The 22275-nt window shown below is 60.1% G+C and carries 22 protein-coding genes and 1 tRNA gene; 8 read left to right on the top strand and 15 right to left on the bottom strand.

All coding sequences use genetic code 11. The features are described from left to right. Position 1 precedes the first annotated feature (1 nt). The 4 genes from EV561_RS12250 to EV561_RS12235 form a co-directional block, all read right to left on the bottom strand. Positions 2-751: an electron transfer flavoprotein subunit beta/FixA family protein gene (locus EV561_RS12250; protein WP_132521767.1), complete on the bottom strand. Its 750-nt coding sequence runs from the start codon at positions 749-751 to the stop codon at positions 2-4. A 196-nt stretch (positions 752-947) separates the two neighbouring features. Next, on the bottom strand, positions 948-1526 hold the full coding sequence (locus tag EV561_RS12245; protein WP_132521765.1) for a cob(I)yrinic acid a,c-diamide adenosyltransferase: 579 nt from the start codon (positions 1524-1526) through the stop codon (positions 948-950). 10 nt (positions 1527-1536) lie between these two features. Beyond that, positions 1537-1740, bottom strand: coding sequence for a twin transmembrane helix small protein (locus EV561_RS12240; RefSeq protein ID WP_132521763.1), 204 nt, complete (start codon positions 1738-1740; stop codon positions 1537-1539). A 20-nt stretch (positions 1741-1760) separates the two neighbouring features. Further along, positions 1761-2594, bottom strand: a complete 834-nt coding sequence (locus EV561_RS12235; protein ID WP_132521761.1) for an SDR family oxidoreductase — start codon at positions 2592-2594, stop codon at positions 1761-1763. A 127-nt stretch (positions 2595-2721) separates the two neighbouring features. On the opposite strand from EV561_RS12235, the gene EV561_RS12230 reads away from it, so the two are divergent. Continuing rightward, on the top strand, positions 2722-3633 hold the full coding sequence (locus EV561_RS12230) for a YihY/virulence factor BrkB family protein (protein WP_132521759.1): 912 nt from the start codon (positions 2722-2724) through the stop codon (positions 3631-3633). Here EV561_RS12230 and gluQRS read toward each other — a convergent pair. Continuing rightward, a complete protein-coding gene (gluQRS, locus tag EV561_RS12225) occupies positions 3598-4479 on the bottom strand; it encodes a tRNA glutamyl-Q(34) synthetase GluQRS (RefSeq protein ID WP_132521757.1) in 882 nt (293 codons plus the stop codon). The genes EV561_RS12230 and gluQRS overlap by 36 nt on opposite strands. A 55-nt stretch (positions 4480-4534) precedes the next feature. Between gluQRS and EV561_RS12220 the strand changes: the two genes are divergently transcribed. Together EV561_RS12220 and EV561_RS12215 are read left to right on the top strand one after the other, a co-directional pair. Next, complete coding sequence (locus tag EV561_RS12220) at positions 4535-5179, top strand: DNA-3-methyladenine glycosylase (RefSeq protein ID WP_132521755.1); 645 nt, start codon at positions 4535-4537, stop codon at positions 5177-5179. Positions 5180-5291: 112 nt separating this feature from the next. Next, entirely contained in the window at positions 5292-5849 is a 558-nt protein-coding gene (locus EV561_RS12215) for an HNH endonuclease (protein ID WP_132521753.1), read from the top strand. Between the two features lie 21 nt (positions 5850-5870). Here EV561_RS12215 and EV561_RS12210 read toward each other — a convergent pair whose 3' ends face one another. Next, on the bottom strand, positions 5871-6383 hold the full coding sequence (locus EV561_RS12210) for a disulfide bond formation protein B (RefSeq protein WP_132521751.1): 513 nt from the start codon (positions 6381-6383) through the stop codon (positions 5871-5873). 22 nt (positions 6384-6405) lie between these two features. Beyond that, positions 6406-6996 (bottom strand): YqaA family protein, encoded by a 591-nt coding sequence (locus EV561_RS12205; RefSeq protein WP_132521739.1) that lies wholly within the window; start codon positions 6994-6996, stop codon positions 6406-6408. A 254-nt stretch (positions 6997-7250) separates the two neighbouring features. On the opposite strand from EV561_RS12205, the gene EV561_RS12200 reads away from it, so the two are divergent. Next, positions 7251-7535 (top strand): hypothetical protein, encoded by a 285-nt coding sequence (locus tag EV561_RS12200; protein ID WP_132521737.1) that lies wholly within the window; start codon positions 7251-7253, stop codon positions 7533-7535. Positions 7536-7619: 84 nt separating this feature from the next. Then, on the top strand, positions 7620-7829 hold the full coding sequence (locus EV561_RS12195; protein WP_132521735.1) for a KTSC domain-containing protein: 210 nt from the start codon (positions 7620-7622) through the stop codon (positions 7827-7829). 383 nt (positions 7830-8212) lie between these two features. Here EV561_RS12195 and EV561_RS12190 read toward each other — a convergent pair whose 3' ends face one another. The 3 genes from EV561_RS12190 to EV561_RS12180 form a co-directional block, all read right to left on the bottom strand. Next, a complete protein-coding gene (locus tag EV561_RS12190) occupies positions 8213-8962 on the bottom strand; it encodes a CHAP domain-containing protein (protein WP_132521733.1) in 750 nt (249 codons plus the stop codon). A 211-nt stretch (positions 8963-9173) separates the two neighbouring features. Next, a tRNA-Leu gene (locus tag EV561_RS12185) sits at positions 9174-9258 on the bottom strand. Between the two features lie 145 nt (positions 9259-9403). Beyond that, positions 9404-10702 (bottom strand): MFS transporter, encoded by a 1299-nt coding sequence (locus EV561_RS12180; protein ID WP_132521731.1) that lies wholly within the window; start codon positions 10700-10702, stop codon positions 9404-9406. A 243-nt stretch (positions 10703-10945) separates the two neighbouring features. Between EV561_RS12180 and EV561_RS12175 the strand changes: the two genes are divergently transcribed. Further along, positions 10946-11542 (top strand): TetR/AcrR family transcriptional regulator, encoded by a 597-nt coding sequence (locus EV561_RS12175; RefSeq protein WP_132521729.1) that lies wholly within the window; start codon positions 10946-10948, stop codon positions 11540-11542. A 23-nt stretch (positions 11543-11565) separates the two neighbouring features. Here the strand turns inward: EV561_RS12175 and EV561_RS12170 are convergent, their stop codons facing one another. Next, entirely contained in the window at positions 11566-12360 is a 795-nt protein-coding gene (locus EV561_RS12170; RefSeq protein ID WP_132521728.1) for a class I SAM-dependent methyltransferase, read from the bottom strand. Between the two features lie 192 nt (positions 12361-12552). Next, a complete protein-coding gene (locus EV561_RS12165; RefSeq protein WP_132521727.1) occupies positions 12553-13533 on the bottom strand; it encodes an aldo/keto reductase in 981 nt (326 codons plus the stop codon). 261 nt (positions 13534-13794) lie between these two features. On the opposite strand from EV561_RS12165, the gene EV561_RS12160 reads away from it, so the two are divergent. Next, positions 13795-15486 carry an AMP-binding protein gene (locus EV561_RS12160; protein WP_132521726.1) on the top strand — a complete coding sequence of 564 codons (1692 nt, stop codon included), beginning with the start codon at positions 13795-13797 and terminating at the stop codon, positions 15484-15486. On the opposite strand, the gene EV561_RS12155 is transcribed toward EV561_RS12160, so the two are convergent. The 3 genes from EV561_RS12155 to secA form a co-directional block, all read right to left on the bottom strand. Next, positions 15464-16735 carry a GNAT family N-acetyltransferase gene (locus tag EV561_RS12155; RefSeq protein WP_132521725.1) on the bottom strand — a complete coding sequence of 424 codons (1272 nt, stop codon included), beginning with the start codon at positions 16733-16735 and terminating at the stop codon, positions 15464-15466. The genes EV561_RS12160 and EV561_RS12155 overlap by 23 nt on opposite strands. A gap of 2 nt (positions 16736-16737) precedes the next feature. Beyond that, complete coding sequence (locus EV561_RS12150) at positions 16738-18153, bottom strand: polysaccharide biosynthesis C-terminal domain-containing protein (protein ID WP_132521724.1); 1416 nt, start codon at positions 18151-18153, stop codon at positions 16738-16740. A gap of 215 nt (positions 18154-18368) precedes the next feature. Further along, positions 18369-21092 (bottom strand): preprotein translocase subunit SecA, encoded by a 2724-nt coding sequence (gene secA, locus EV561_RS12145; RefSeq protein ID WP_132521723.1) that lies wholly within the window; start codon positions 21090-21092, stop codon positions 18369-18371. A 241-nt stretch (positions 21093-21333) separates the two neighbouring features. On the opposite strand from secA, the gene EV561_RS12140 reads away from it, so the two are divergent. Further along, complete coding sequence (locus tag EV561_RS12140; protein WP_132521722.1) at positions 21334-22263, top strand: peptidylprolyl isomerase; 930 nt, start codon at positions 21334-21336, stop codon at positions 22261-22263. Positions 22264-22275: the final 12 nt, after the last annotated feature.

Below are 22275 nucleotides of genomic sequence, written 5' to 3'. Positions count from 1 at the left end.
ATCAAAGCACGCCGGCTTCGTTCTTGAGCTTGTCGACAAGCTCGGCAACCGACTTCACCTTGACGCCTGCCTTGCGGCCACCGGGCTCCTCGGTCTTCAGAACCTTCAGTCGCGCCGTGGTGTCGACACCGAAATCGGAAGGCGTCTTCTTGTCGAGCGGCTTCTTCTTGGCCTTCATGATGTTCGGCAGCGAGGCATAGCGCGGCTCGTTCAGGCGCAGGTCCGACGTAACCACGGCTGGGAGCTTGATCTCGATCGTCTGCAGGCCGCCATCGACTTCGCGCGTCACCTGGGCCTTGCCGTCACCGATCTCGATCTTCGAGGCGAAGGTCGCCTGGGCGGAGCGCATCAGGGCTGCCAGCATCTGGCCGGTCTGGTTGCTGTCGTCGTCGATCGCCTGCTTGCCGACGATGACAAGCCCGGGCTGTTCGGCATCGACCACGCCCTTGAGGATCTTGGCAACGGCGAGCGGCTCGACGGCATCGTCGGTCTCGACCAGGATCGCCCGGTCGGCGCCCATGGCGAGCGCGGTGCGCAGCGTCTCTTCGGCCTTGGCCGGGCCGATCGACACGACGACCACTTCTTCCGCCTTGCCTGATTCCTTGATGCGAAGCGCTTCTTCCACCGAGATTTCGTCGAACGGGTTCATCGACATCTTGACGTTGGCAAGCTCTACACCCGAACCATCCGGCTTGACGCGGATCTTGACGTTGTAATCAACAACCCGCTTCACGGGGACGAGAATCTTCATGGAATCCTTCCTTCAACATGATCGCCCGAGAAAATGCGCCGAGCGACGCCTTTCCATTTGTCGAATGGCGACATGGATACGCGTTTTTTCTCCAAACACAACGCTTCCATGTCGCAAAAAGCGAAAATGCTTTAGGTAGTGATATAATCTTTACGTAAACGTCAATGTTGTGCCCACCGGGATGGCTGGAGGGCTATCAGCGGTTCTTGCCGGGCACCCAGAGAACATCCGCTGCGCCGCCGTCATTGGCATGACGCGCGGCAACGAAGAGGAAATCGGACAGTCTGTTGACATATTTCAGCGCCGCCGCACTGACGCGTTCTCCATCGGTCCGCGACAGCGCCACCATCAGCCGCTCGGCGCGTCGCGCAACGGTGCGGGCGAGATGGAGATGTGCGGCGGCAGGGGAGCCGCCGGGCAAGATGAAGGAGGTCAGCGGCTTCAATTCGGCGTTCAACGTGTCGATATCGCGTTCGAGACGTTCCACCTGGCTTTCGACGATGCGCAACGGCTCATAGGCGGCCGGTTCATCGGTCTCGGGCGTCGAGAGATCGGCGCCGAGATCAAAGAGGTCATTCTGGATCGCGGCAAGCATGGCGTCGAGATCAGGCATGGCCGACGTATGGAGCCTAGCCACGCCGATCACGGAATTGGTCTCGTCGATCGTGCCATAGCTTTCGACGCGCAGATCATGCTTCAGGCGGCGGGGACCCGCGACAAGGCCCGTGGTGCCGTCATCTCCGGTCTTGGTGTAGATCTTGTTGAGCTTGACCATTCGTTCCGTCTCAGTGCGGCCTTCCGCCGCCGGTCAGCCACAGGGTGGCCATGATGAGGATAATCGCGATTGCCTGCAACAGCACGCGCATCTGCATCAGCTTGTTGGAGAGGCTTGGATTATCGCCCTTCATCATGTTGAAGAGACCGCGCACGAGCACGATCGCGACAAGGCCCATGACGATGATGGCAAGCGTATAGGTGAATGTGGACATCGATTACGCGCTTTCGTCTTTCAATCAAGCCGGCGCATCAGACGGTAGAAGACATCTGCCGGCAACAGACGCTTCAGCCACACGCCCTGCTTTGCAGGGGTGGTGACAACATAATGGGGACGTGGACTCCTCGCACTCAATGCATGCTTTAGCACAAGATAAACGGCTTCGGGCCCCAGTTTGTGCCTGTTGATTGGGCCTGTGCCATTCAGCCGCGCCAATTGCCGTTTATATTCCGCGGCATGGGCCGAGCCTTCGAGGTCGATATGCTCCTTGATCTTGGCAAGCGCATTGGCGGTGAAACGCGTGGCGATCGGCCCGGGCTCGATCAGGCTCACATGAATGCCGCTGCCCTGGAGTTCCATGCGCAATGTCACGCTGAGGCCCTCGATTGCGAATTTTGAGGCCGTATAGGCGCCGCGAAAACGATAGGGGACAAGGCCGAGAATGGAGGAGCATTGAACGATCCGGCCTTCTCCCCGCTCTCGCATCAACGGGATGACCTGCCGCGTCAGATCGTGCCATCCGAAGACATTGGTCTCGAACTGCGCCCGCAGCACATCGGTCGACAGGTCCTCGACGGCGCCAGGCTGGCCGTAGGCGCCGTTGTTGAAGAGCGCGTCGATGCGCCCTTGCGTCCGCTCGCTGACCGTTGTCACCAGCGCCGAGATCGTCTCCGGCCTCGTATAGTCCATGATCCGTGCTTCGATGCCATCAGTCGCAAGCGGCTCGAGATCGGCTTCCTTGCGCACCGTTGCAAAGACACGCCAGCCATCGGCCTTCAGGGCACGGGCACAATGGGCGCCGATGCCGGAAGAGCAACCCGTGACGATGATAGTGCGTTGATCCGCCATCCCATTGTTTCCTGTACAAAGCACGACTCGTTTCCCATATTCATCGAAGCGACACAATCGACAAACAAACGGCAACAAACCGGCGGCGAATAACCGGCGGGAGGCTTCAGATCTTAGCGGAGATGGAATGCAGAGAATTCTTCGCACCCTCTACAAGGTGATCTACGATGCCGTATTTCATTTTATCGAGGACGACGGTTTTGCCATGGCGAGCCACGTGGCGCTGTCCACCCTGCTTGCCGTCTTTCCATTCCTGATCTTCGGCACGGCGCTTGCGAGCTTTCTCGGTGCGAGCCAATTTTCCGGTACCGCCATCCATCTGATCTTCGATACATGGCCCGAGGCAATTGCCAAGCCGCTGGCCGACCAGGTCATCGAGGTGCTGACGATCCCCAGGGGCGGGCTGCTGACCATTTCGGTGCTGGCGGCCGCATATTTTGCGTCCAACGGGGTGGAGGCACTGCGCATCTCGCTCAATCGTGCCTACCGGATGACGGAAACGCGCCCCTGGTATTTTACGCGTCTTGCGAGCCTCGGCTTTGTCCTGATTGCGGTCCTGATCTTTGCCGCCATCAGCCTTCTTCTTGTCGCCGTGCCCGTCGTCGAGAATTATACACGCCAGTGGCTGCCGTGGCTCGCCGATACGCTTGCCGTGGTATCGAACTGGCGGATCTACGGCACGCTGTTCGTGCTGACCGCCGGGCTGCTGATCGTCCATCTCTGGCTGCCGGCGGGGCGACGCAAGGTGCTCGACGTGGTGCCCGGCGTGTTGCTGACGATGCTCGCCTGGCTCGGGGGTGCGCTGATCTTCGCCTATTATCTGCAGACTTTTGCCAATTATACCGCGACCTATGCGGGTCTTGCCTCCGTGATGATCGTGCTGATCTTTCTCTATATGGTTGGGGTGATCTTTATTATGGGCGCCGAGATCAACGCGGCACTGCTCAAGTTCAGGGTGCGCCGCATTCTTACGCGGCTCTATGAGGCCGAGGAGCGCAATGCTTCAAAGGCCAATAAGGCGGCGGATATCCGCCGTTGAGAGACCGGCTTGCCGCAGATCGGCGATGCCCGTGTCTCCCTGGCTTTTCGACAGCTTCTTGCCGTCGTCGCCGAGAACCAGCCGGTGATGGTGATAGATCGGCTGCTGAAGGCCGAGCAACGCCTGCAGCAGGCGGTGGATCGACGTCGCATGAAACAGATCGAGCCCACGAACAACGTGGGTGACCTCCTGCAAGGCGTCGTCGATCACGACGGAGAGGTGGTAGCTCGACGGCGCGTCGGATCGCGACAGGATGACGTCGCCCCAGGCGGCCGGATCGGCTTTGATTTCACCCCGTTCGGCATTTCCGGTTTCGATCCAGGAAAGCGTCTCCCCGACTTCCGGAAGGGCGCGGCCCATGTCGAGCCGCCAGGCATGCCTGACGCCTGATGTCAGCAATTCCTCCCGCTCCGGGATGCCGCGCAGACGATCATCCGGCGGATAGAGCGGCGTGCCGTCGGGATCGCGCGGCCATGATTTTCCCTCAGCCTCGGCAGCGGTTACCCGCGCCTTGACCTCTCCCCTGGTCATGAAGGCCGGATAGACGAGGCCGCGGCCGATCAGGGATTGCAGGGCATCGGCGTAGTCGGCGAAATGGTCGGATTGCCGCCTGACGGGCTCATCCCAGCCAAGGCCCAGCCAGGAAAGATCGTCATGGATCGCCTTTTCGAAATCGGGTGTGCAGCGGGCAAGATCTATGTCTTCGATGCGCAGCAGGAAACGGCCGTCCGATGCCTTCGCCATATCGTGGTTCAGAATGGCGGAAAGTGCATGGCCGAGATGCAGCATGCCATTCGGGCTGGGGGCGAAACGGAAGACGGGTTTTTGACGGGGGGAAGCGATCATGCTTTCTTCTGCCATGGAATCGCGGCTTCGGCCATGCGTGAGGGAATGAGGGACGATGCATATCATTCGGGGCGACGACGATGTGAGGAAAGGGCTGGAGGCGCTTCTTGAGATCGATCCCCGTCTGCGGCAGATTGCCTCGGATGTCGGTCCCTTGCCGCTTCGCCTCGTCGAGCCCGGCTATGCCGGCCTTGCGCATGTTGTCGTGTCACAGTCCGTCTCGCGGGCAAGCGCTGAGGCGATATGGGCGCGCATGCTCGCGTCAGGCGAAAAGCTGACCGCGGAAAGCTATATCGCCCTTCATCCCGAGGCCTGGCGGGAGTTCGGCCTCTCGCGCGGCAAGGCCGAGACCTTGACCCGCATCGCCCAGGCGGTGGTGGAGGGCGCGCTCGATCTGCGATCCCTCGGGGAGAAGGATCCGGCCGAAGCGCTCGCAAGTCTCACCGCCATCAAGGGTGTCGGGCCGTGGACCGCTGAGGTTTACCTGATGTTTTCGGCCGGTCACGCAGATGTGTTTCCTGCCGGCGATGTGGCGTTGCAGGCGGCGGTCGCAATGGCCTTCGACATGGAGACCAGGCCGCAGACCAAGGCATTGGCGGCATTTGCAGGCGTTTGGGCGCCCTGGCGCTCGATTGCCGCACGCCTGTTCTGGGCCTACTATGCCGTGCGCGTGAAGCGCGACATCATGCCGATTGGCTAATCTGCAACGCGCTTCGCAATTGCCGCTATGCCCTGAATTTATTGGACTTCACAATCCTGTAACAACCGGCCTAATATACAGGAGCAGATGCCGAATCGATCAGGAGGGTTCCTTGACGATTGCAGTCTCACCACAGGCCCTGCCGGCGCTCGTTCTGAACGCTGACTACCGGCCTTTGAGTTATTATCCCTTGTCGCTCTGGTCCTGGCAGGACGCGATCAAGGCGGTCTTCCTTGACCGTGTGAATATCATTGCCGAATACGACCAATCGGTCTCGTCGCCGAGCTTTTCCATGCGACTGCCGAGCGTGGTATGCCTGAAGACTTATGTTCAGCCTTCGCGCAACCCGGCCTTTACCCGTTTCAACGTCTTCCTGCGCGACCGTTTCGAATGCCAGTATTGCGGCGCGCATGACGACCTGACGTTCGACCATGTCATCCCGCGCGCCCATGGCGGCGAGACGACCTGGGAAAACGTGGTCGCAGCATGCTCGCCCTGCAATCTCAGGAAAGGCAGCAAGCTGCCGAAGCAGGCTGCCATGTTCCCGGCCCAGAAGCCCTACCAGCCGACCGTGCAGGACTTGCATAATAACGGCCGACTGTTCCCGCCCAACTATCTTCACGACAGCTGGCTCGACTATCTCTACTGGGATACCGAACTGCAGCCGTAAGCGATCTTTCCCTGACGATCCCTATGCTGTCTTGCGGACGCCTGTGAAGGCGATCGCGGCAAGGATGGCGCTTGCGATGACGTTCATGCCGGCCATGGAGATGCCGAAGATGCGCAGAGCTGCCGCGTCGCAGGACGGGCCCTTGATCGTGTTCAGCTGGGTGAGCAGATCGCCGGCATTCTTCGTCATGCTGCTTGCCGTGGTCGAGCAGGCTGTGGGACCAGCCCAGAAATGCCATTCGACGCCGGCGTGATAGACGCCGATCCCGCCGCCGACCAGCATCATGATGCCGCCGATCGCGAGCAGCGCCCGAGTGATCCAGGCGGGAGCGCCTGCCAGCGCTGCGATTGCGCCGGCGAGAACGACGGGGATGCCGTAGTAATAGGGCTGGCGCTGCAACAGGCAGAGCTCGCAGGGAATATAGCCGCCGATATACTGGAAGCCGAGCGCGGAACCCACCACGGCCGCCATGCCGATCACCAGCACAAGCGAATATCCGAAGCCGGCGCGTGTTCGGATCGATGTCTCAGTCATGTCATGGCTCCGTCAGGTTGTCTCAATGCACCAGCAGATGGAAGGCGATATAAAGCAGGATGAGGACGGCGGCCACAGCGGTTACAATTATGCCGAGGCGCTTCTCGATGAAATGCCGGATCGGTTCGCCATAACGGCGCAGCAGCCAGGCAAGGAAGAAGAAGCGCGCGCCGCGGGCAATGATGGCCGAGATGATGAAGAGGCCGAGATTGATGTTGGCGACGCCTGACAGGATCGTCACGACCTTGATCGGCGGCAGATGCGCAAAGCCCGATGTGACCAGCAGGAGCACGACGGTTTCGTAGGTGACGCCCTGGCGTAGCTTATCGAAGGCGTCGAGCTTGCCGTAGAATTCCAGGATCGGCTTGGCGATGGTCTCGAAAGCGTAATAGCCGAGCATCCAGCCGGCGATGCCGCCGAGAACGGAGGCGACCGTCGCGACCAGGGCATAGCGCCAGGCGCGCTGAGGTCTTGCAAGCGACATTGGCAGGAAGAGAACGTCCGCGGGGACCAGGAAGATCGAGCTTTCCACGAAGGCGATGACTGCGAGCCATATTTCGGCTGTCGGACGACCTGCCAGCGACATGGTCCAATCGTAAAGTCTGCGGAGCATTCAATTCCTTTCCGTTGCGGTGCAAGAGCATTAGGTGCGGCAAATGTTGCTGTAAATGCCCGATGCGTGAAGGACGTGCCTGAAAACAAAAATTTTTCGTGAAGCGAAATTTCTTCGGTCGGCAAACTATGTGGCAAACATGACACTTCGCTGAACAGACATCCCATTTCCGTGCCCAGGCGTGGTCCTGGTGCATTGCGAGGCGATCAATCCCTTCGCAAGCTGGATGCCATGGCGAATCTCAGGGAGTTTAAATGAAGCTGTTTGTCATAGAGGGCGGTACCAGTGTTGCGCCGGATTCCGTATTCGAAATCGGGCCTGCTGCTCCCACGCGCGAAGACGTCAAGGCCGAGGCCGCACGACGTGTCCGGCAAAGCGGCTACGAGGACTGGCGCATCAGGCAATTCGTGACCGGCGTGGCCATGCCTGTGGCACTCAGATACCTGCAGATGCAGATCAGTTTCGTGGCCGAGGCGCTATCGCGCCTGGAGCGTATTCCGGACGATTTCCGTTCCGATACATATTGGCCATCCCTTTGAAACCATGAGTTAACTACCCCTGTTGACCGGATATTCGGGTGTTTCCTGTAGGTTGAACCCAACAATATAAAACAGGGTCAGGTTATGGAAAAAATTCGCATCAAGTCGCGTATCATTGTCGGCCTGCAATACGACAAGGAGCGCCAGCAGCTCAGCCTGGAATTCAAGAATGGCGAGCGTCGCCTCTTCGCCGGTGTGCCGCGCGATATCGTCCGGGAGATGGTAAAGGCGCCGTCCCCAGGCGAGTTCTACATCACCAACGTTCGCACGCAGTTCGAGCGTCTGGCTGCCTGAGCTTCCGTCTCTCTCGTTTTAAACCTGGCGATCGCGATCCGTCTCATAACGGATCGTGGACCGGTGGATATTATCGATTTGCTATCCCTATCCGATTGCTCCGGATGGACCCGTCGCCTTTGCGAGGGGCACATACAGGATGCCGTTCCACACCCCCTTTGATGGGCGGCGCGGAGGCCCGGCGTCACGAAGTGGTGGCCGGGTCTTCTTCTGCCTTGATGGGCTGCCCGGGGTGCGGCCTACACAAAAATACGCAGCGCAAGCATAGTGAGCCGTTTCCCCACGCCCTCCGGTGGGCGGCGGAGAGGCCCTGCCGGATTGCCTTGGCAATTCCGGGTCTATCCCATTTTCCATGAACGCCAGAGATCGCAGGGAGCGTGTCGCTACCCCGGACGCACAAAGGCATTGAGACGCATAACGGCGGTAACATATTGGCCGTTGGGCAGGCGCCTCTTCACGGGCTGATTGCCCGTCTCCAGGACTTTTTCCGAAATTATGCTTGTGTGTCGGCCATTGGACTGGTTGCCTCCGACGACGACAATCTGGCCATTTTCAGAAATGCGGCGAAAGAACGCGACGTGGCCCAATCCCATGTCGGCGTCGCTTGACGGGGAATAGCAGGTAAAGACCGCCAGATCGCCTTCCTCGGGCTGTGTCACTTTTTCAAATGGGGGCGCCAGAAATGATTGTGACCAGGCGCTGTTGCTTCCCGCCCCTCCGTTTCGCTCGATGCAGAAGTTCACGAAGGCAGCGCACCAGGGGATGATGTCGTCTTGCCCTGAGAAGCGCCCGGCGGGTTTGATGAACTCCGAGATCAGTGGATTGGGAGCTGCAGGCGGCGATGGTTGCGATATCGCCGCGGGATTTGCGCGAGAGAACCGGTCGACAAAACTTTGCGCGATATCGATCGGTCGCGGGCCATAGGGGGTTCGGCTGACGATTGCGCGCGCAAAGAGGATCTCGGCCGCCGACGGTTTCCGCCGCTCCTGATGGGGCAGGTTTTGTGACGGGGAGGGGGGAGGATACTGGAGTTGCACAATATTCTCGCGACCCAGCTTTTGAGCAACGGCATATCCCGGTATGCCGGCCATGGCGGCGGCAAAGTCCAAAACGAATGTGCGTCGATTTAGCATGATTTGCCGCTCTAATCGTAAGATTACATTCCTTCATTGCTGGTTTGAACACCCCGATGGCCTCAATAACTCTCTTCGGGCGAATATTGTTTCGCTCGTTGCAGATTAAATATTCTTGGGGGAGGGGTTTTATTCGAAGCTGGCTCGTCGCAACCGTCGCGGAGGCGGTCGCGCAGCAGTTTCTTGATTTTAGAATGATCATTTGGAGAGGTGGTGCCCCATGCCGGAGTCGAACCAGCACTTCTTTCGAAACTCGATTTTGAGTCGAGCGCGTCTACCAATTCCGCCAATGGGGCAACGGGATACTGACGAGCGCGGTGTCTAGCATGTGATCGCCGGGGCGCGCAAGACGGGTGGGCGAACTAATGGCGAGCGTTTTCGGATAGTTGGCTTTTCGTACATGGCGGCTGATGCCGCCATGTACGTTCGGGTTTACCGATCTCAGTGGGCGACGGCAGCGCCCCTGATCGTGATACCTGGCTTGCGAAGGGTGATCGCAAGGATCGCGGCGAGCAGGCAGAAGGCGCCGGCGACGAAGAAGGCGGGCAGGTAGCTTTCGAGCTCGGTGCGCGACAGGCCGGCGCCGAAGGCTGCGGTGGCGGCGCCCAGCTGGTGGCCGGCGAAGACCCAACCGAAGACGAGCCCTGCCTTTTCGCGACCGAAGCGATCGGCGGCGATCTTCACGGTCGGCGGCACGGTCGCGATCCAGTCGAGGCCGTAGAAGACGGCGAAGATCGACAGGCCGTAGAAGGTGAAGTGGCTGAAGGGCAGGTAGAGCAGCGACAGGCCGCGCAGACCGTAATACCAGAAGAGCAGCCAGCGATTGTCGAACCGGTCGGAGAGCCAGCCGGAGCCGATCGTGCCGAAGAAATCGAAGATGCCCATGACGGCGAGCATGCTGGCGGCTGCGACCGGCAGGATGCCGAAATCGCCGCAGAGCGTGACGAAATGCGTCTGGATGAGGCCGTTGGTGGAAAGGCCGCAGATGAAGAAGGTGGCAAACAGGATCCAGAAGGTCGATGTGCCGGATATTTCCTTCAGCACTGCGAGCGGCGAGGCGAGCAGCGTCGCCAGTCCGGTCGCCTGCGGCGGGGCGGGCGTCACGTGGATTTCGCCGACCAGCGGCAGGTTGAGATCGGCAGGCCGATCGCGCATCAGCGCCAGCACGATCAACGCCGCCACGGCGATCATGCCGCAGACGAAAAGGACGGTGGCGCGCCAGCCGTAGCGCTCGGTCAGCTCCGCCATCAACGGCAGGAAGACGAGCTGGCCGGTTGCCGAGCTTGCCGAGAGCATGCCGACGACGAGACCGCGATGCTTGGTGAACCAGCGCGTCGAAACCGTGGCCCCCAGCACCATGGCGGTCAGGCCCGTTCCGAAGCCGACGATGACACCCCAGAACAACAGAAGCTGCCAAAGGTGTGTCATGAACAGCGAGCCGACGAAGCCGACGCCGATGGTCGCAAGTGCGAAGACGATGACGCGGCGGACACCGAAGCGGTTCATGAAGGCGGCGGCGAAGGGACCCATCAGGCCGAAAAGGATCAGGCGGATGGCGAGCGCGGAGGAGATTTGCGATGTCTCCCAGCCGAACTCATCCTGCAACGGCTTGATGAGAACGCCCGGCGCGCCCATTGCGCCGGCGGTGACCAGCATGGTGAGGAAGGTAGCCGCCACGACGACCCATCCATAATGGATGTTGCGCCGGGCGAGAGTGGAGGCAAGTGCTGTGGAGACCATGTCGTCCTTCCAATCACGCGTTGAGTTCTGGTGTGCTGTCCAAGAAGACGGCCCGTAAGATCAGTTTTTGTAGTCGACAAATTCCACTGCTCCGCTCGGTGAGCCGGGCGCAGACGGATACGGCATAATCACTCTTCTGCCTTGAACGATTGTGCAGAAGATTTAGATGATAGCCATCATATTTGTTGCTTATTGATGATGGCTGTCATATAAATTGTCAAGCAGCAATTTTGGAGACTGTCGATGAGAGTGAGCCGCGAGAAATTCGCGCAGAACCGGGAAAAGATCATTGAGGTCGCGGGGGAGCTTTTCCGGAAAAAGGGATTTGACGGCATAGGCGTTGCCGAGATCATGAAGGCGGCCGGGCTGACTCATGGCGGTTTCTACGGTCACTTCGATTCCAAGGACGAGCTTGCCTGCGAGGCCAGCAAGAACCTGGTCATGCGGACGGAAGAGCGCTGGAAGGCTGTGGTGGAAAAATCCCCGGATGCGCCGCTCGATGCATTGCTGGACCACTATCTGTCGCGTCGCAATGTCGTGGATCTTGGCGATGGCTGCGTCTTTGCATCGCTGACGCAGGAGGTAAGCCGACATGGTCCCGCCATGCAGGAGGCCTTTACTGGCGGCCTGATGGCGCTTGCCGGTATTTTGGAGGATCTCGTTCCCGGCGAAACGCCGGAAGAGCGGCGCAGGCGCGCGCTTGCGAGCCTCTCTAGCATGATGGGCGCCGTCATCCTGGCGCGCGCCATGGATGATCCAGCTCTCGCCGATGAGTTCCTGTCGGCCACCCGGCAGGAGCTGTCCCTGCCGGATAGTCCCGGAAGCAAAAAGGACGACTAGCGTCCTTTTCGCAATTGCTACCGTCAATCGCGGAAAGCGAGGAGCCCTCGGGATTCAACGATCTCAGTGACTTTGCCGTCGGGAGACACAGCCTGAAGCTCGGAGCGCAGAATTCTTTCGAACTCGCCTGCCTTGTCGCCCAGCGCCTGCGGCGAGGTGCCGGACATGGAATAGACGCGGCCGATGATGTCTTCGATATCGAGCTGGCGTTCGACGATGATGCCGATCCGCTCCAGATTGCAGAACCGCGAGCGCAGCAGTATCGCTTCGTGCGGCAGCCAATCCTTGCTCTTGCGCAACAAGTGGTTGGCACGCCGCTCCGGCGCATAGGTCTCCGCCAATTTTTCGACGATGCCGTGCCAATTCGGGTTGGCCAGAACGCCCTTGTCGTGAAACAGCACCACGGCACCGCCGGGCTCGATCAACTTGTCGAGTGCGTCGAGCGTGGCCGAGCGATCCATCCAGTGGAACGAACGGCCCATGACCGTCAGATGCAACTTTCCGATATCCGGACCGATATCGTAGGAAGAGCCCTGGCGGATAGCGATATCGACGCCCGCTTCCTTTGCGCCTTCAGCCGCTGCGGCGAGCATTTCCGGCTCCGGGTCCATCGCCGTTACTTGGGCGGCGGCAAGCCGGGCAAATGCGATGCCGAGCTGGCCGGGGCCGCAGCCGAGATCCAGCACATGGTCGCCGGCTTTCAGGCCGCTGCGTTCGGCAACGCGGCTGATGAGCGCATCCGGATAGGGGACGCGGTAGCGAAGATAATAGGCGGCAGTGGACTGGAACCGCCTTGCTTCAAAAGGAATGGTGGTCATCGATCTGTCCTTGTAGGGGCGTCAGGCAATGCGATCTTACTGCCTGTTAGGACCGAACTGTGACTGGCTCGTGAAGAGATTTTTGCGCGAGGCTTTGCTGGCCCGAGCCTGACATTCCGGTACCGGTGGCAGATGCCTCCGGCCTAAGTAGTGGCGGCCGCCGGTCGTCGAACGGGCGGCCCGATATGGGTCTTATTTGAAGCCCGCGACACGGTGCGGGATGTAGGGCTGCTCCAGCGCCTCGATTTCGTCAGGCGTCAGCTTAATCGCGAGCGAGGCGACGGCGTCGGTCAGGTGACCCGGCTTGGAGGCGCCGATGATCGGGGCGGTGACGGGGCTTTTCTGTAGGATCCAGGCGGTGGCGATCTGGGCGCGGGGAACGCCGCGGGCCTTGGCGATCGTACCGACGGCCTCGACAATCCTACGATCTGCTTCCATTGCCTGGGTGTAGAGCGTCTTGCCGAATTCGTCCGTCTCGGAGCGGGCGGTCGTTTCGTCCCAGTCGCGGGTCAGGCGGCCGCGGGCAAGCGGGCTCCAGGGGATCACAGCGATCTTCTGGTCCTGGCAGAAGGGCAGCATTTCGCGCTCTTCCTCGCGATAGAGCAGGTTCAGGTGGTTCTGCATGCTGACGAACTGGGTCCAGCCGTTTAGGCGCGACGTATAGATCGCCTTGGCGAATTGCCAAGCATACATGGAGGAAGCGCCGATATAGCGGGCCTTGCCGGCCTTGACGATGTCATGCAGGGCTTCCAGCGTTTCCTCGATCGGCGTCGTGTGGTCGAGCCGATGGATCTGGTAGAGGTCGACATAGTCGGTGCCGAGACGGCGAAGGCTGTTGTCGATCTCGTCGAAGATCGCCTTGCGCGACAGGCCGGCGCCGTTTGGGCCGGGGCGCATGCGGTTGAAAACCTTGGTTGCGAGCACGATGTCGTCGCGGCGGGCGAAATCCTTGATGGCGCGGCCGACGATTTCTTCCGAGGAGCCGTTGGAATAGGTGTTTGCGGTATCGAAGAAGTTGATGCCGAGTTCGACCGCCTGCCGGATCAGCGGGCGGCTCATTTCCTCGTTGAGCGACCATTCATGCGTGCCGCGATTCGGGTCGCCATAGGTCATGCAGCCGAGGCAGATGCGAGAGACCTCAAGGCCGGTCGCGCCAAACTTCACGTATTCCATCGATGCTCTCCATCCTGTTGTAGGTCCGATGCAGAAACGTTCCGTCTCCTCTGGGAGGCTCACTCCCTGGGGAGGCAGAGTTTACCCATGATCATACGCCAAGCTAACGAAGAGCGGTTGCGGCAATTAGCTCAATAATCCGCAATAGGCTTTTAAGGCAGACTTACAAATAAGCTCGCTCCGATCGAAATAGCCGACAAAATACTTTTCCTGACGCAGCCATCGGTGTTAGCTGCAATGCAGCATTTATCGGATTTCGGTATGAAACTGCTTTTGCAAGATAGTTACGACGCGCTTTATCGCGATTTTCGCTGGGATATCCCGGCGCGCTTCAACATAGGCGATGTCATCTGCGATGCCTGGGCCGCGCGTGAGCCCGATCGTGTTTGTCTTCAGCATTTCGATCCGGGCGGGCGGCACTCGTCGCTGACCTATGGCGAGCTTAAGGATCGATCGGATTCCCTTGCCAATGCGCTGCTTGCGCTCGGCATCAAGCGCGGCGATCGGGTCGCGCTGCTTCTGCCCCAAAGTTTCGAGACGGTCGTGGCGCATGCGGCAATCTACAAGATGGGTGGCATCGCCCTGCCGCTTGCTCTGCTGTTCGGGGCGGAAGCGCTGGAATATCGGCTGACAGTGTCCGGCGCTCACGCGATCGTCACGAATTCCTTCGGTCTGGAGCGACTGGCACCGGTTCGCGACGGCCTGCCCGGTCTCGCCCACGTCATCAGTATCGATGGTGCCAAGGGAGATGTCCTGGGTTTTGCCGATCTGGTAGCCGCCCATCCGTCCCGTTTGACTGTCGCCGATACCGGCCCCGACGATCCGGCGTTGATGATCTTCACCTCGGGCACGACGGGTCCACCGAAGGGCGCGCTTCACGGCCACCGGGTTCTCGCCGGTCACATTCCAGGCATGCAGTTTGCCCATGAGGGCTTTCCGCAGCCGGGTGACAGGCTCTGGACGCCGGCGGACTGGGCCTGGGCCGGCGGTCTTCTCAATGCGTTGCTGCCGAGCCTCATGCTCGGCGTCCCCGTCATGTCGTCGCCGGCGCAGAAGTTCGATCCGCACATGGCGTTCCGCATCATGGCTGAGATGGATATCCGCAACGCCTTCATTCCACCCACGGCATTGCGATTGTTGAAATCGGTCGAGAACCCTCGCAGCATCTATGATCTGAAGCTGCGGACGATCGGCTCTGCCGGGGAAGCGCTGGGCCGCGAGACCTATGAGTGGGCGCATGCAACGCTCGGCGTTTCCGTCAACGATTTCTACGGGCAGACGGAGTGCAATTTCGTGCTCTCGTCGAGCGCCGCCTTCGGCGTCAGCAAGCCCGGCGCCATCGGCAAGCCGGTACCCGGGCACAAGGTCGCCATCGTCGATAGCAAGGGCAGGGTGCTGCCGGCGGGTGAGGCGGGCCAGATCGCCATTCAGCGGCCGGATCCCGTCATGTTTCTCGGCTATTGGCAGGACGAGAAGGCAACCGAGGCCAAATTCGCCGGCGATTGGCTGCTGACGGGCGATTTGGGAAAGCAGGATGCCGAGGGCTTCATCTCCTTTGTCGGTCGCGACGACGATGTCATCACCTCATCCGGTTATCGCATCGGCCCGAGCGAGATCGAGGACTGTCTCGGCGGCCACCCCGCCGTTCAGATGGCGGCCGCCGTCGGCAAGCCTGATCCGGTGCGCACGGAGATCGTCAAGGCCTATGTCGTGCTCATTCCAGGCCATGAACCGAGCCTGGCGCTTGCCGAGAACATTCGCGATTGGGTGAAGACGCGGCTTTCGATGCACGAATATCCCCGCGAAGTGGAATTCGTCGATGCGCTGCCCCTGACCACATCGGGCAAGGTCATCCGCCGGCAATTGCGCGAACGCGCTTCAATGGAAGTTGAGGCGGGGGAGCTTGAAGCAGGCGAGCTTGAAGCGGGCTTTACCGGCCAGCCAGCGACATGATCTTTTCGCGCAGGCGCTTGGCGATATTGCGTGTGCTTCGGTACATGTGAAGCTGGGCTGCCACCTGCCGGACGTCCCGGTCTCCGTTCTGCGACAGACCGATGATCAAAGTGCCCATCTCTTCCCGTTCCTGCCAAAAGCGGCTCATGATCGGGTGATCGGGGATGGCACAGGAATCCGAGCGCACGATGTTGGCGTCGTCGAGATGCCATTCGGTCAGTTCGCCCATCAGCAGCTTGCCGGGGGAGAAGCGAGAGTATTCCTCGTTATAGGCGGTCTTCCAGGTATAGGCTTCGCCGCCCATCATCAGCACGATCATCGATGCGATCGCCGCGCCGTTGAGGTCGATCGTATGAATGCGCACGGCATCGACAGCGGCGAGATTGGAGACCGCTTCTCTGGCAAAGGCGGCGTGATAACGGTCGAGGACCAGCGCGCTGCGCTTCTTGCCCTTCCAGCCGCTCGCCTCCAGCGCCAGGAATTCTTCCATGCGCAGATGCACTTCGCCCGGCTGGCGGGCAAGATTGTAGGTGACGGTGCCATGCTGTTCGAGCAGCCGCCATTGCCGGCGCATTTCGCGCAAATGCGATGAAGAGATCGTCCGGCGCAGGTAGGTGTCGGCGTCATCATAGCTTTGCAGCATCGGCCGCTGATACGGATTGGAGATCGTGACCGGCAGGTTGCGGCTGAGTGCCACGGCCTTTGCCATCTGCGCGAAAATGCCGTTGAGGCGCAGATCCGGCAGGACCAGCGTGGCCGGCAGACGCGCCTCGGGCCTTGCCAGCGCCTCGAACAGGTTGTCCATCGTCTCGGCTGCTTCCTCGCCGTCGACCAAGGGGGTTCCGAGCGGGGCGAAGGAATTTGCCCATACGCGAATGATCGATGGGCCGACAGCCAGACCCGGCTTGTCGACCGTGAACGGCATCAGCAGGCGCATGCGGCTGCGTTGGCCGTTGTCGTCGCGCATCAGCGCAAGACGAACCTGACGGTCTTCCAGACGCGGCATGGCAGGCGCGAGAAACCGGCCGGAGAAGAATACGTTCGGCTCCATCGCCCGGTTCGAGAGAAAATCGAGTTCGTCCTGGAGTTCATAGCCGAGCTTGGCCGGATAGAGCGAAAGCTCGCGGCCCGGCCGGCCGATCTCGACGCGAACCTCGGCCTGCGGCGCCTCGAAATGCAGGGAGGCCAGCCCATGCATCATGGCATTGGCCTTGCTGTCGGTGCTTTGGGTCAGCGGGGGACGCGCCATTATCAGGAAGCCTTGGCGTTCATGGTTGTTATATGCGGGCGGATGAAAGCAAAAAGGACGATGCCGAGCGTATGGCGCACGGCGATATGCAGGAGAACAGCTTCGACCACCATTGCGGAAGCCGTGGCGATTGCAGCGCCCTCGATGCCGAAATGCGGGATCAGCGTCACGTTGATGCCGATGTTGGCGGCAAGGGCAGCGGCGTAGAGATAGACGCAGAGCCTCTGCTTGCCGGCCATTATCAGCAATACTTCGCCGGGGCCTACCAGAGCCTTTGCGAGGATGCCGACAAGAAGAAAGGCCATCACCAGATGCCCGGACATAAAGGCGGCGCCAAAGAGGGAAAGCAGGAATTGCCCCGCGGCAAGAACCGCGAGCCCGACCGCCAACGCCGGCCAGAACGTCCAGCGCGCGGTCTCGGCGGCAAAGGCGGCGAGCTTGCCCCGATCATTTTCGGCGATGATGCTTGCAAACCGCGGACCGGCCGCTGCCTTGACCGAGAAGTAGACGAAATGAACCAGCGCCATCGTCTTTGCCGCTGCGAAATAGATCGCGACCTGCTCGGGATCGAGAAAGATGCCAACGACGACGACGTCGGAATTGGTGAGCAGGTAGCTCACGCCCTCGATCAGGAAGATCGGAAAGGCGACGGCCAGCCAGGCAGGGAAGTCGATGACTTTCGGGCCCGTCGAATAGTGATGGCGCAGCCGTGCAGTCACGGCGAGATATTGCATCAGGACAGTGGCGAAGGTGGCGGCGAGTGCTGCCTGCATGGCGGTAACGGCGCTATGGGATGCGCCAGCGAGGATTGCCGCCAGCATGAAGGTGATGATCAGCGTCGGACGGATGAGGAAGGTCGGGCTCAGCGCCATGACCGGCCAGTGGTTTGCCCGCGCCGTGCCGTCGAGAATGTCGCCAAGCGCGATCATCGGCATGGCGATGAGGCCGAGGAAGATCGGCATCACATAATAGTTTTCGATCATTCCGCCGAGGAAGTGCAGGGCGATGATACCCACTAGGGCAAGGCTGCCTGAAAGCGCCAGTGCGAAGCGGCGCGCGGTGCTGGTGAGCCCGCGGATCTCGGCATGCGCGCCATCGGCCTTGTATTGCGGAAGAAAGCGGATGACGGCGGTGTGGAACCCGAGGCAGCCAAGATTGCCGAAAAGGATCATCAGCACCCAGACGAAAACGAAGATGCCGTATTCGAACTCGCCCATCATGCGGGCAAGGAAGATCTGGGACAGGAAGGCGAGTGCTGCGCTGGCGATGCGGATGACGAAGGCGACGAGCGCCATTCTTTGCGAGGCGGCCTTTTCGCTGCGGTCGCCAAGGATCGCGCCGAGCTTCTGAAGTGACGGCGACAGCGTTGCCCGCAGCCCAGAGGGCAGCATTCTTTCCGCTGTTTCGATGACCGCCATGAACAATACGCAATACTCTAAACAAAGCTCTGACTGTACATCAGTCATGCCAGATCAGGGTTAAGAAACGGTGTTGTTGCAGGCATTTTACCCAATGTGATGGGCTCAATTCAGGTGCTTTTCGAAAAATCGAGCACCGACCGTAAGTATTGAAACTACAAAGCAAAATGCCACCCGAAGGCGGCATCTGAAATGATAAATCCTGTTGCAGAAGATCAAACAGTTTCCTGGTGCTCGAAAGCGCCATGGCAATGCTTGTACTTCTTGCCGGAGCCGCAAGGGCAGGCCTCGTTGCGGCCGATACGACCCCAGGTGGCGGGATTCTGCGGATCGCGCTCGGCCGGTGCCACGAAAAGATCATTGGCCGGGAGGATGCTGCCAAATTCGTCCTCGCCGGTCGTCGCGTTGAGGTGATGAACCTGCATGACCGGCGGCTCGGGTTCCGGAGCCGGCTGCTGGACCAGCTCAACGCGCGACAGCTGAGCGGTAACCGCCTGGCGCAAATTGTTGAGCAGCGAGTTGAACAGCTCGAAAGCCTCGGCCTTGTATTCCTGCAGCGGATCACGCTGGGCATAGCCGCGGAAGCCGATGACCGAACGCAGATGGTCGAGGTTGACGATATGCTCGCGCCACAGGCCATCCAGCGTCTGCAGAACGATGGAACGCTGGACATAGGCCATAATCTCGGGGCCGAAGCGCTCGGCCTTTTCCTGGGCGGCCTTGTCTGCGGCTTCCGTAATGCGTTCGCGGATGTCGTCTTCGGCGATGCCTTCTTCCTTGACCCAGTCATGAACCGGCAGGTCGAGATCGAAGAGATTGACGAGGGCCGTCCTCAGGCCGTCCGCATCCCATTTTTCCGCATAGGCGCGTTCGGGGATATGCTTGGTGACCAGATCCTCGATGACCTCATGGCGCATGTCGCCGACAGTCTCGTCGAGGTTTGTGGCCTCCATCAGCTCGACACGCTGTTCGAAGATGACCTTGCGCTGGTCGTTCAGCACGTCGTCATACTTCAGGAGATTCTTGCGAATATCGAAGTTGCGGGCTTCGACCTTCTTCTGGGCGCGTTCCAGTGCCTTGTTGATCCAGGGGTGGACGATTGCTTCGCCTTCCTTGAGACCGAGCTTCTGCAGCATGCCGTCCATACGGTCGGAGCCGAAGATGCGCATCAGGTCGTCCTGGAGCGACAGATAGAATTTCGAACGGCCCGGGTCGCCCTGGCGACCGGAGCGGCCGCGCAGCTGGTTGTCGATGCGGCGGCTTTCGTGGCGCTCTGTCGCAATGACGTAGAGACCGCCGGCAGCGAGCGCCTTTTCCTTCAACTGCTTGATCTCTTCGCGGATCGCTTCGATCTTCGCGTCGCGTTCCGGACCCGGCTCGACATCGTGGAGGTCTTGCTCGACGCGCATTTCGAGGTTGCCGCCGAGCTGGATGTCGGTACCGCGACCGGCCATATTGGTGGCGATCGTCACGCCGCCGGGCACGCCGGCCTGGGCGACGATATAGGCTTCCTGCTCGTGATATCGGGCATTCAGGATCTGGAAGTTCGTGAAGCCTTCCTTGCGCATGCGCTCGGCAAGATATTCCGACTTTTCGATCGAGGTCGTGCCGACGAGAACCGGTTGGCCGCGCTTGTGTGCGTCGATGATCTCCGTCGTGATCGCCTTGTACTTCTCTTCGACCGTACGATAGACCTCGTCGTCCTCGTCGATACGCTTGATCGGCAGGTTGGTCGGGACCTCAAGCACTTCCAGCTTGTAGATGTCTCCGAATTCTTCCGCTTCCGTCTGCGCCGTACCGGTCATGCCGGCCAGCTTCTCGTACATGCGAAAATAGTTCTGGAAGGTGATCTGGGCCAGCGTCTGGTTTTCCGGCTGGATCTGCACCTTTTCCTTGGCTTCGATCGCCTGGTGCTGGCCTTCGGAATAGCGGCGACCCGGCATCATACGGCCGGTGAATTCGTCGATGATGACCACCTCGCCGTTGCGGACGATGTAGTCCTTGTCGCGGGTGAAGAGCTTATGGGCCTTCAGCGCATTGTTGATGTGGTGAACGATCGCGACGTTCTCGATGTCGTAGAGCGACTCGCCCTTCAGGAGTCCGGCATCCCTCAGAAGATTTTCGAGCTTTTCGGTGCCGTCCTCCGAGAAGTTGGCCGACCGCTGCTTCTCATCGATTTCGTAATCATCCTTCGTCAGTATCGGGATGAAGGCGTCGATCGTGTTGTAGAGTTCCGAGCGGTCATCGAGCGGGCCGGAGATGATCAGCGGCGTGCGCGCTTCGTCGACCAGGATCGAGTCCACTTCGTCGACGATCGCGAAATTGTGACCGCGCTGGACCATCTGGCCGCGGTCGTATTTCATATTGTCGCGCAGATAGTCGAAACCGAGCTCGTTGTTCGTGGCGTAGGTGATGTCGCAGGCATAGGCAGCACGGCGCTCGTCATCGTCGAGGCCATGGACGATGACGCCCGTGGTCAGGCCGAGGAAGCCATAGAGGCGGCCCATCGTCGCGCTATCGCGCTGCGCCAGATAATCGTTGACGGTCACCACGTGGACGCCCTTGCCGGCAAGTGCGTTCAGATAGACGGGCAGGGTCGCAACCAGCGTCTTGCCTTCGCCCGTCTTCATTTCCGAAATGGCGTTCGAGTGCAGGATCATGCCGCCGACGAGCTGTACGTCAAAAGGCCGCATCCCCAGAACGCGGCGCGAAGCTTCTCTGACCACGGCAAAAGCGGGTATCAACAGGTCGTCCAGCGATTTGCCATCGGCGAGCTGCTGGCGGAATTCAGCCGTCTTGGCTGCCAGTGCTTCATCCGACAAGGCGCGCATGCTCTCTTCGAGCGCGTTTATTTCCGCGACGTTGGGCTGAAACGACCGGACACGGCGATCATTGGCCGAGCCAAACAACTTTCGGGCTATTCCACCAAAGCTGACCATATGACTGGTCCTTTCTGATTTACATCCGACGTTTCCTGCAATATCCGTCCCGAAAAAATCGGCCTATCGCATGAAACGTCCGGAAACTGTTCTGGACGCGAGGTTGCGTGACAGATAAGAGGGGGGTCGATTGATGTCAACGGGATTGGCCGATACAGAAAGGCCACATTCTGATGCTGAAGGCTTTTTTCCGGCCGGTTTCGCGTGGTTGAAGCCGGTGCGAACTCCAAAGGGATACTTTATGTTGAGCTACAACAAACTTGCCGCTGTTGCTTTTGCAACCGTTGTTGCGTTCCAGGTCCCGGCCTTCGCTGCCGATGCCACGGACGCGGTCGTTGCCAAGGTGGGCACTGTGGAAATCCATCAGTCGGAGCTTAATCTGGCTGTTGCCAACCTCGATCCTCAGCTCGCACAGCTTCCGGACGATCAGAAGAAGGTCGCAGCACTGTCGGCTGCCATCGACGTCAAGCTGCTGTCGCAGAAGGCGGCCGCCGAAAAGCTCGACCAGAGCGATGATTTCAAGAGCCGCATGGCCTACCTGAAGGACCGCGAGCTGCACAACGCCTATTTCAAGGCTCACGTCGTCGACGCCGTAACGCCTGATGAAGTCAAGGCTCGCTACGACAAGGAAGTTGCCGCTCTTCCCAAGCAGGAAGAAGTGCATGCCCGTCACATCCTCGTAAAGACCGAGGACGAAGCCAAGGAAATCATCAAGGAACTGGACGCCGGCAAGGACTTCGTTGCGCTGGCCAAGGAAAAGTCCACCGATCCGAACAAGGCTGATGGCGGCGATCTCGGCTACTTTACCCGTGGCCGCATGGTCAAGGAATTCGAGGACGCCGCATTCGCCATGCCGGTCGGCACCTATTCCAAGACCCCTGTTAAGACCGATTTCGGCTTCCATGTCATCAAGGTCGAAGACAAGCGCGACGCTCCTCCTCCGCCGTTCGACCAGGTACAGGATCAGGTCAAGCAGCTCGTCATGCGCGACAAGTATCTTGATCTCCTGAACCAGGCCAAGGCTTCGGAAAAGGTCGAGATCACCGATCCGGCGCTCGCCAAGGGCTATGAAGACGCCAACAAGCAGCCGCAGCCGGGCGACGCCTCGGCGGTTCAGCCGGACGCCGGCCAGCCCGATGCGGCACAGCCCGACGCGCAGCCGCAGCAGTAACAACAATCAGGG

This window comes from Rhizobium sp. BK376 (assembly GCF_004341625.1).
Classification (GTDB): domain Bacteria; phylum Pseudomonadota; class Alphaproteobacteria; order Rhizobiales; family Rhizobiaceae; genus Rhizobium.
The sequence above is the reverse complement of the archived record's forward strand: the minus strand, read 5'-3'. Positions and strand labels throughout refer to the sequence as shown.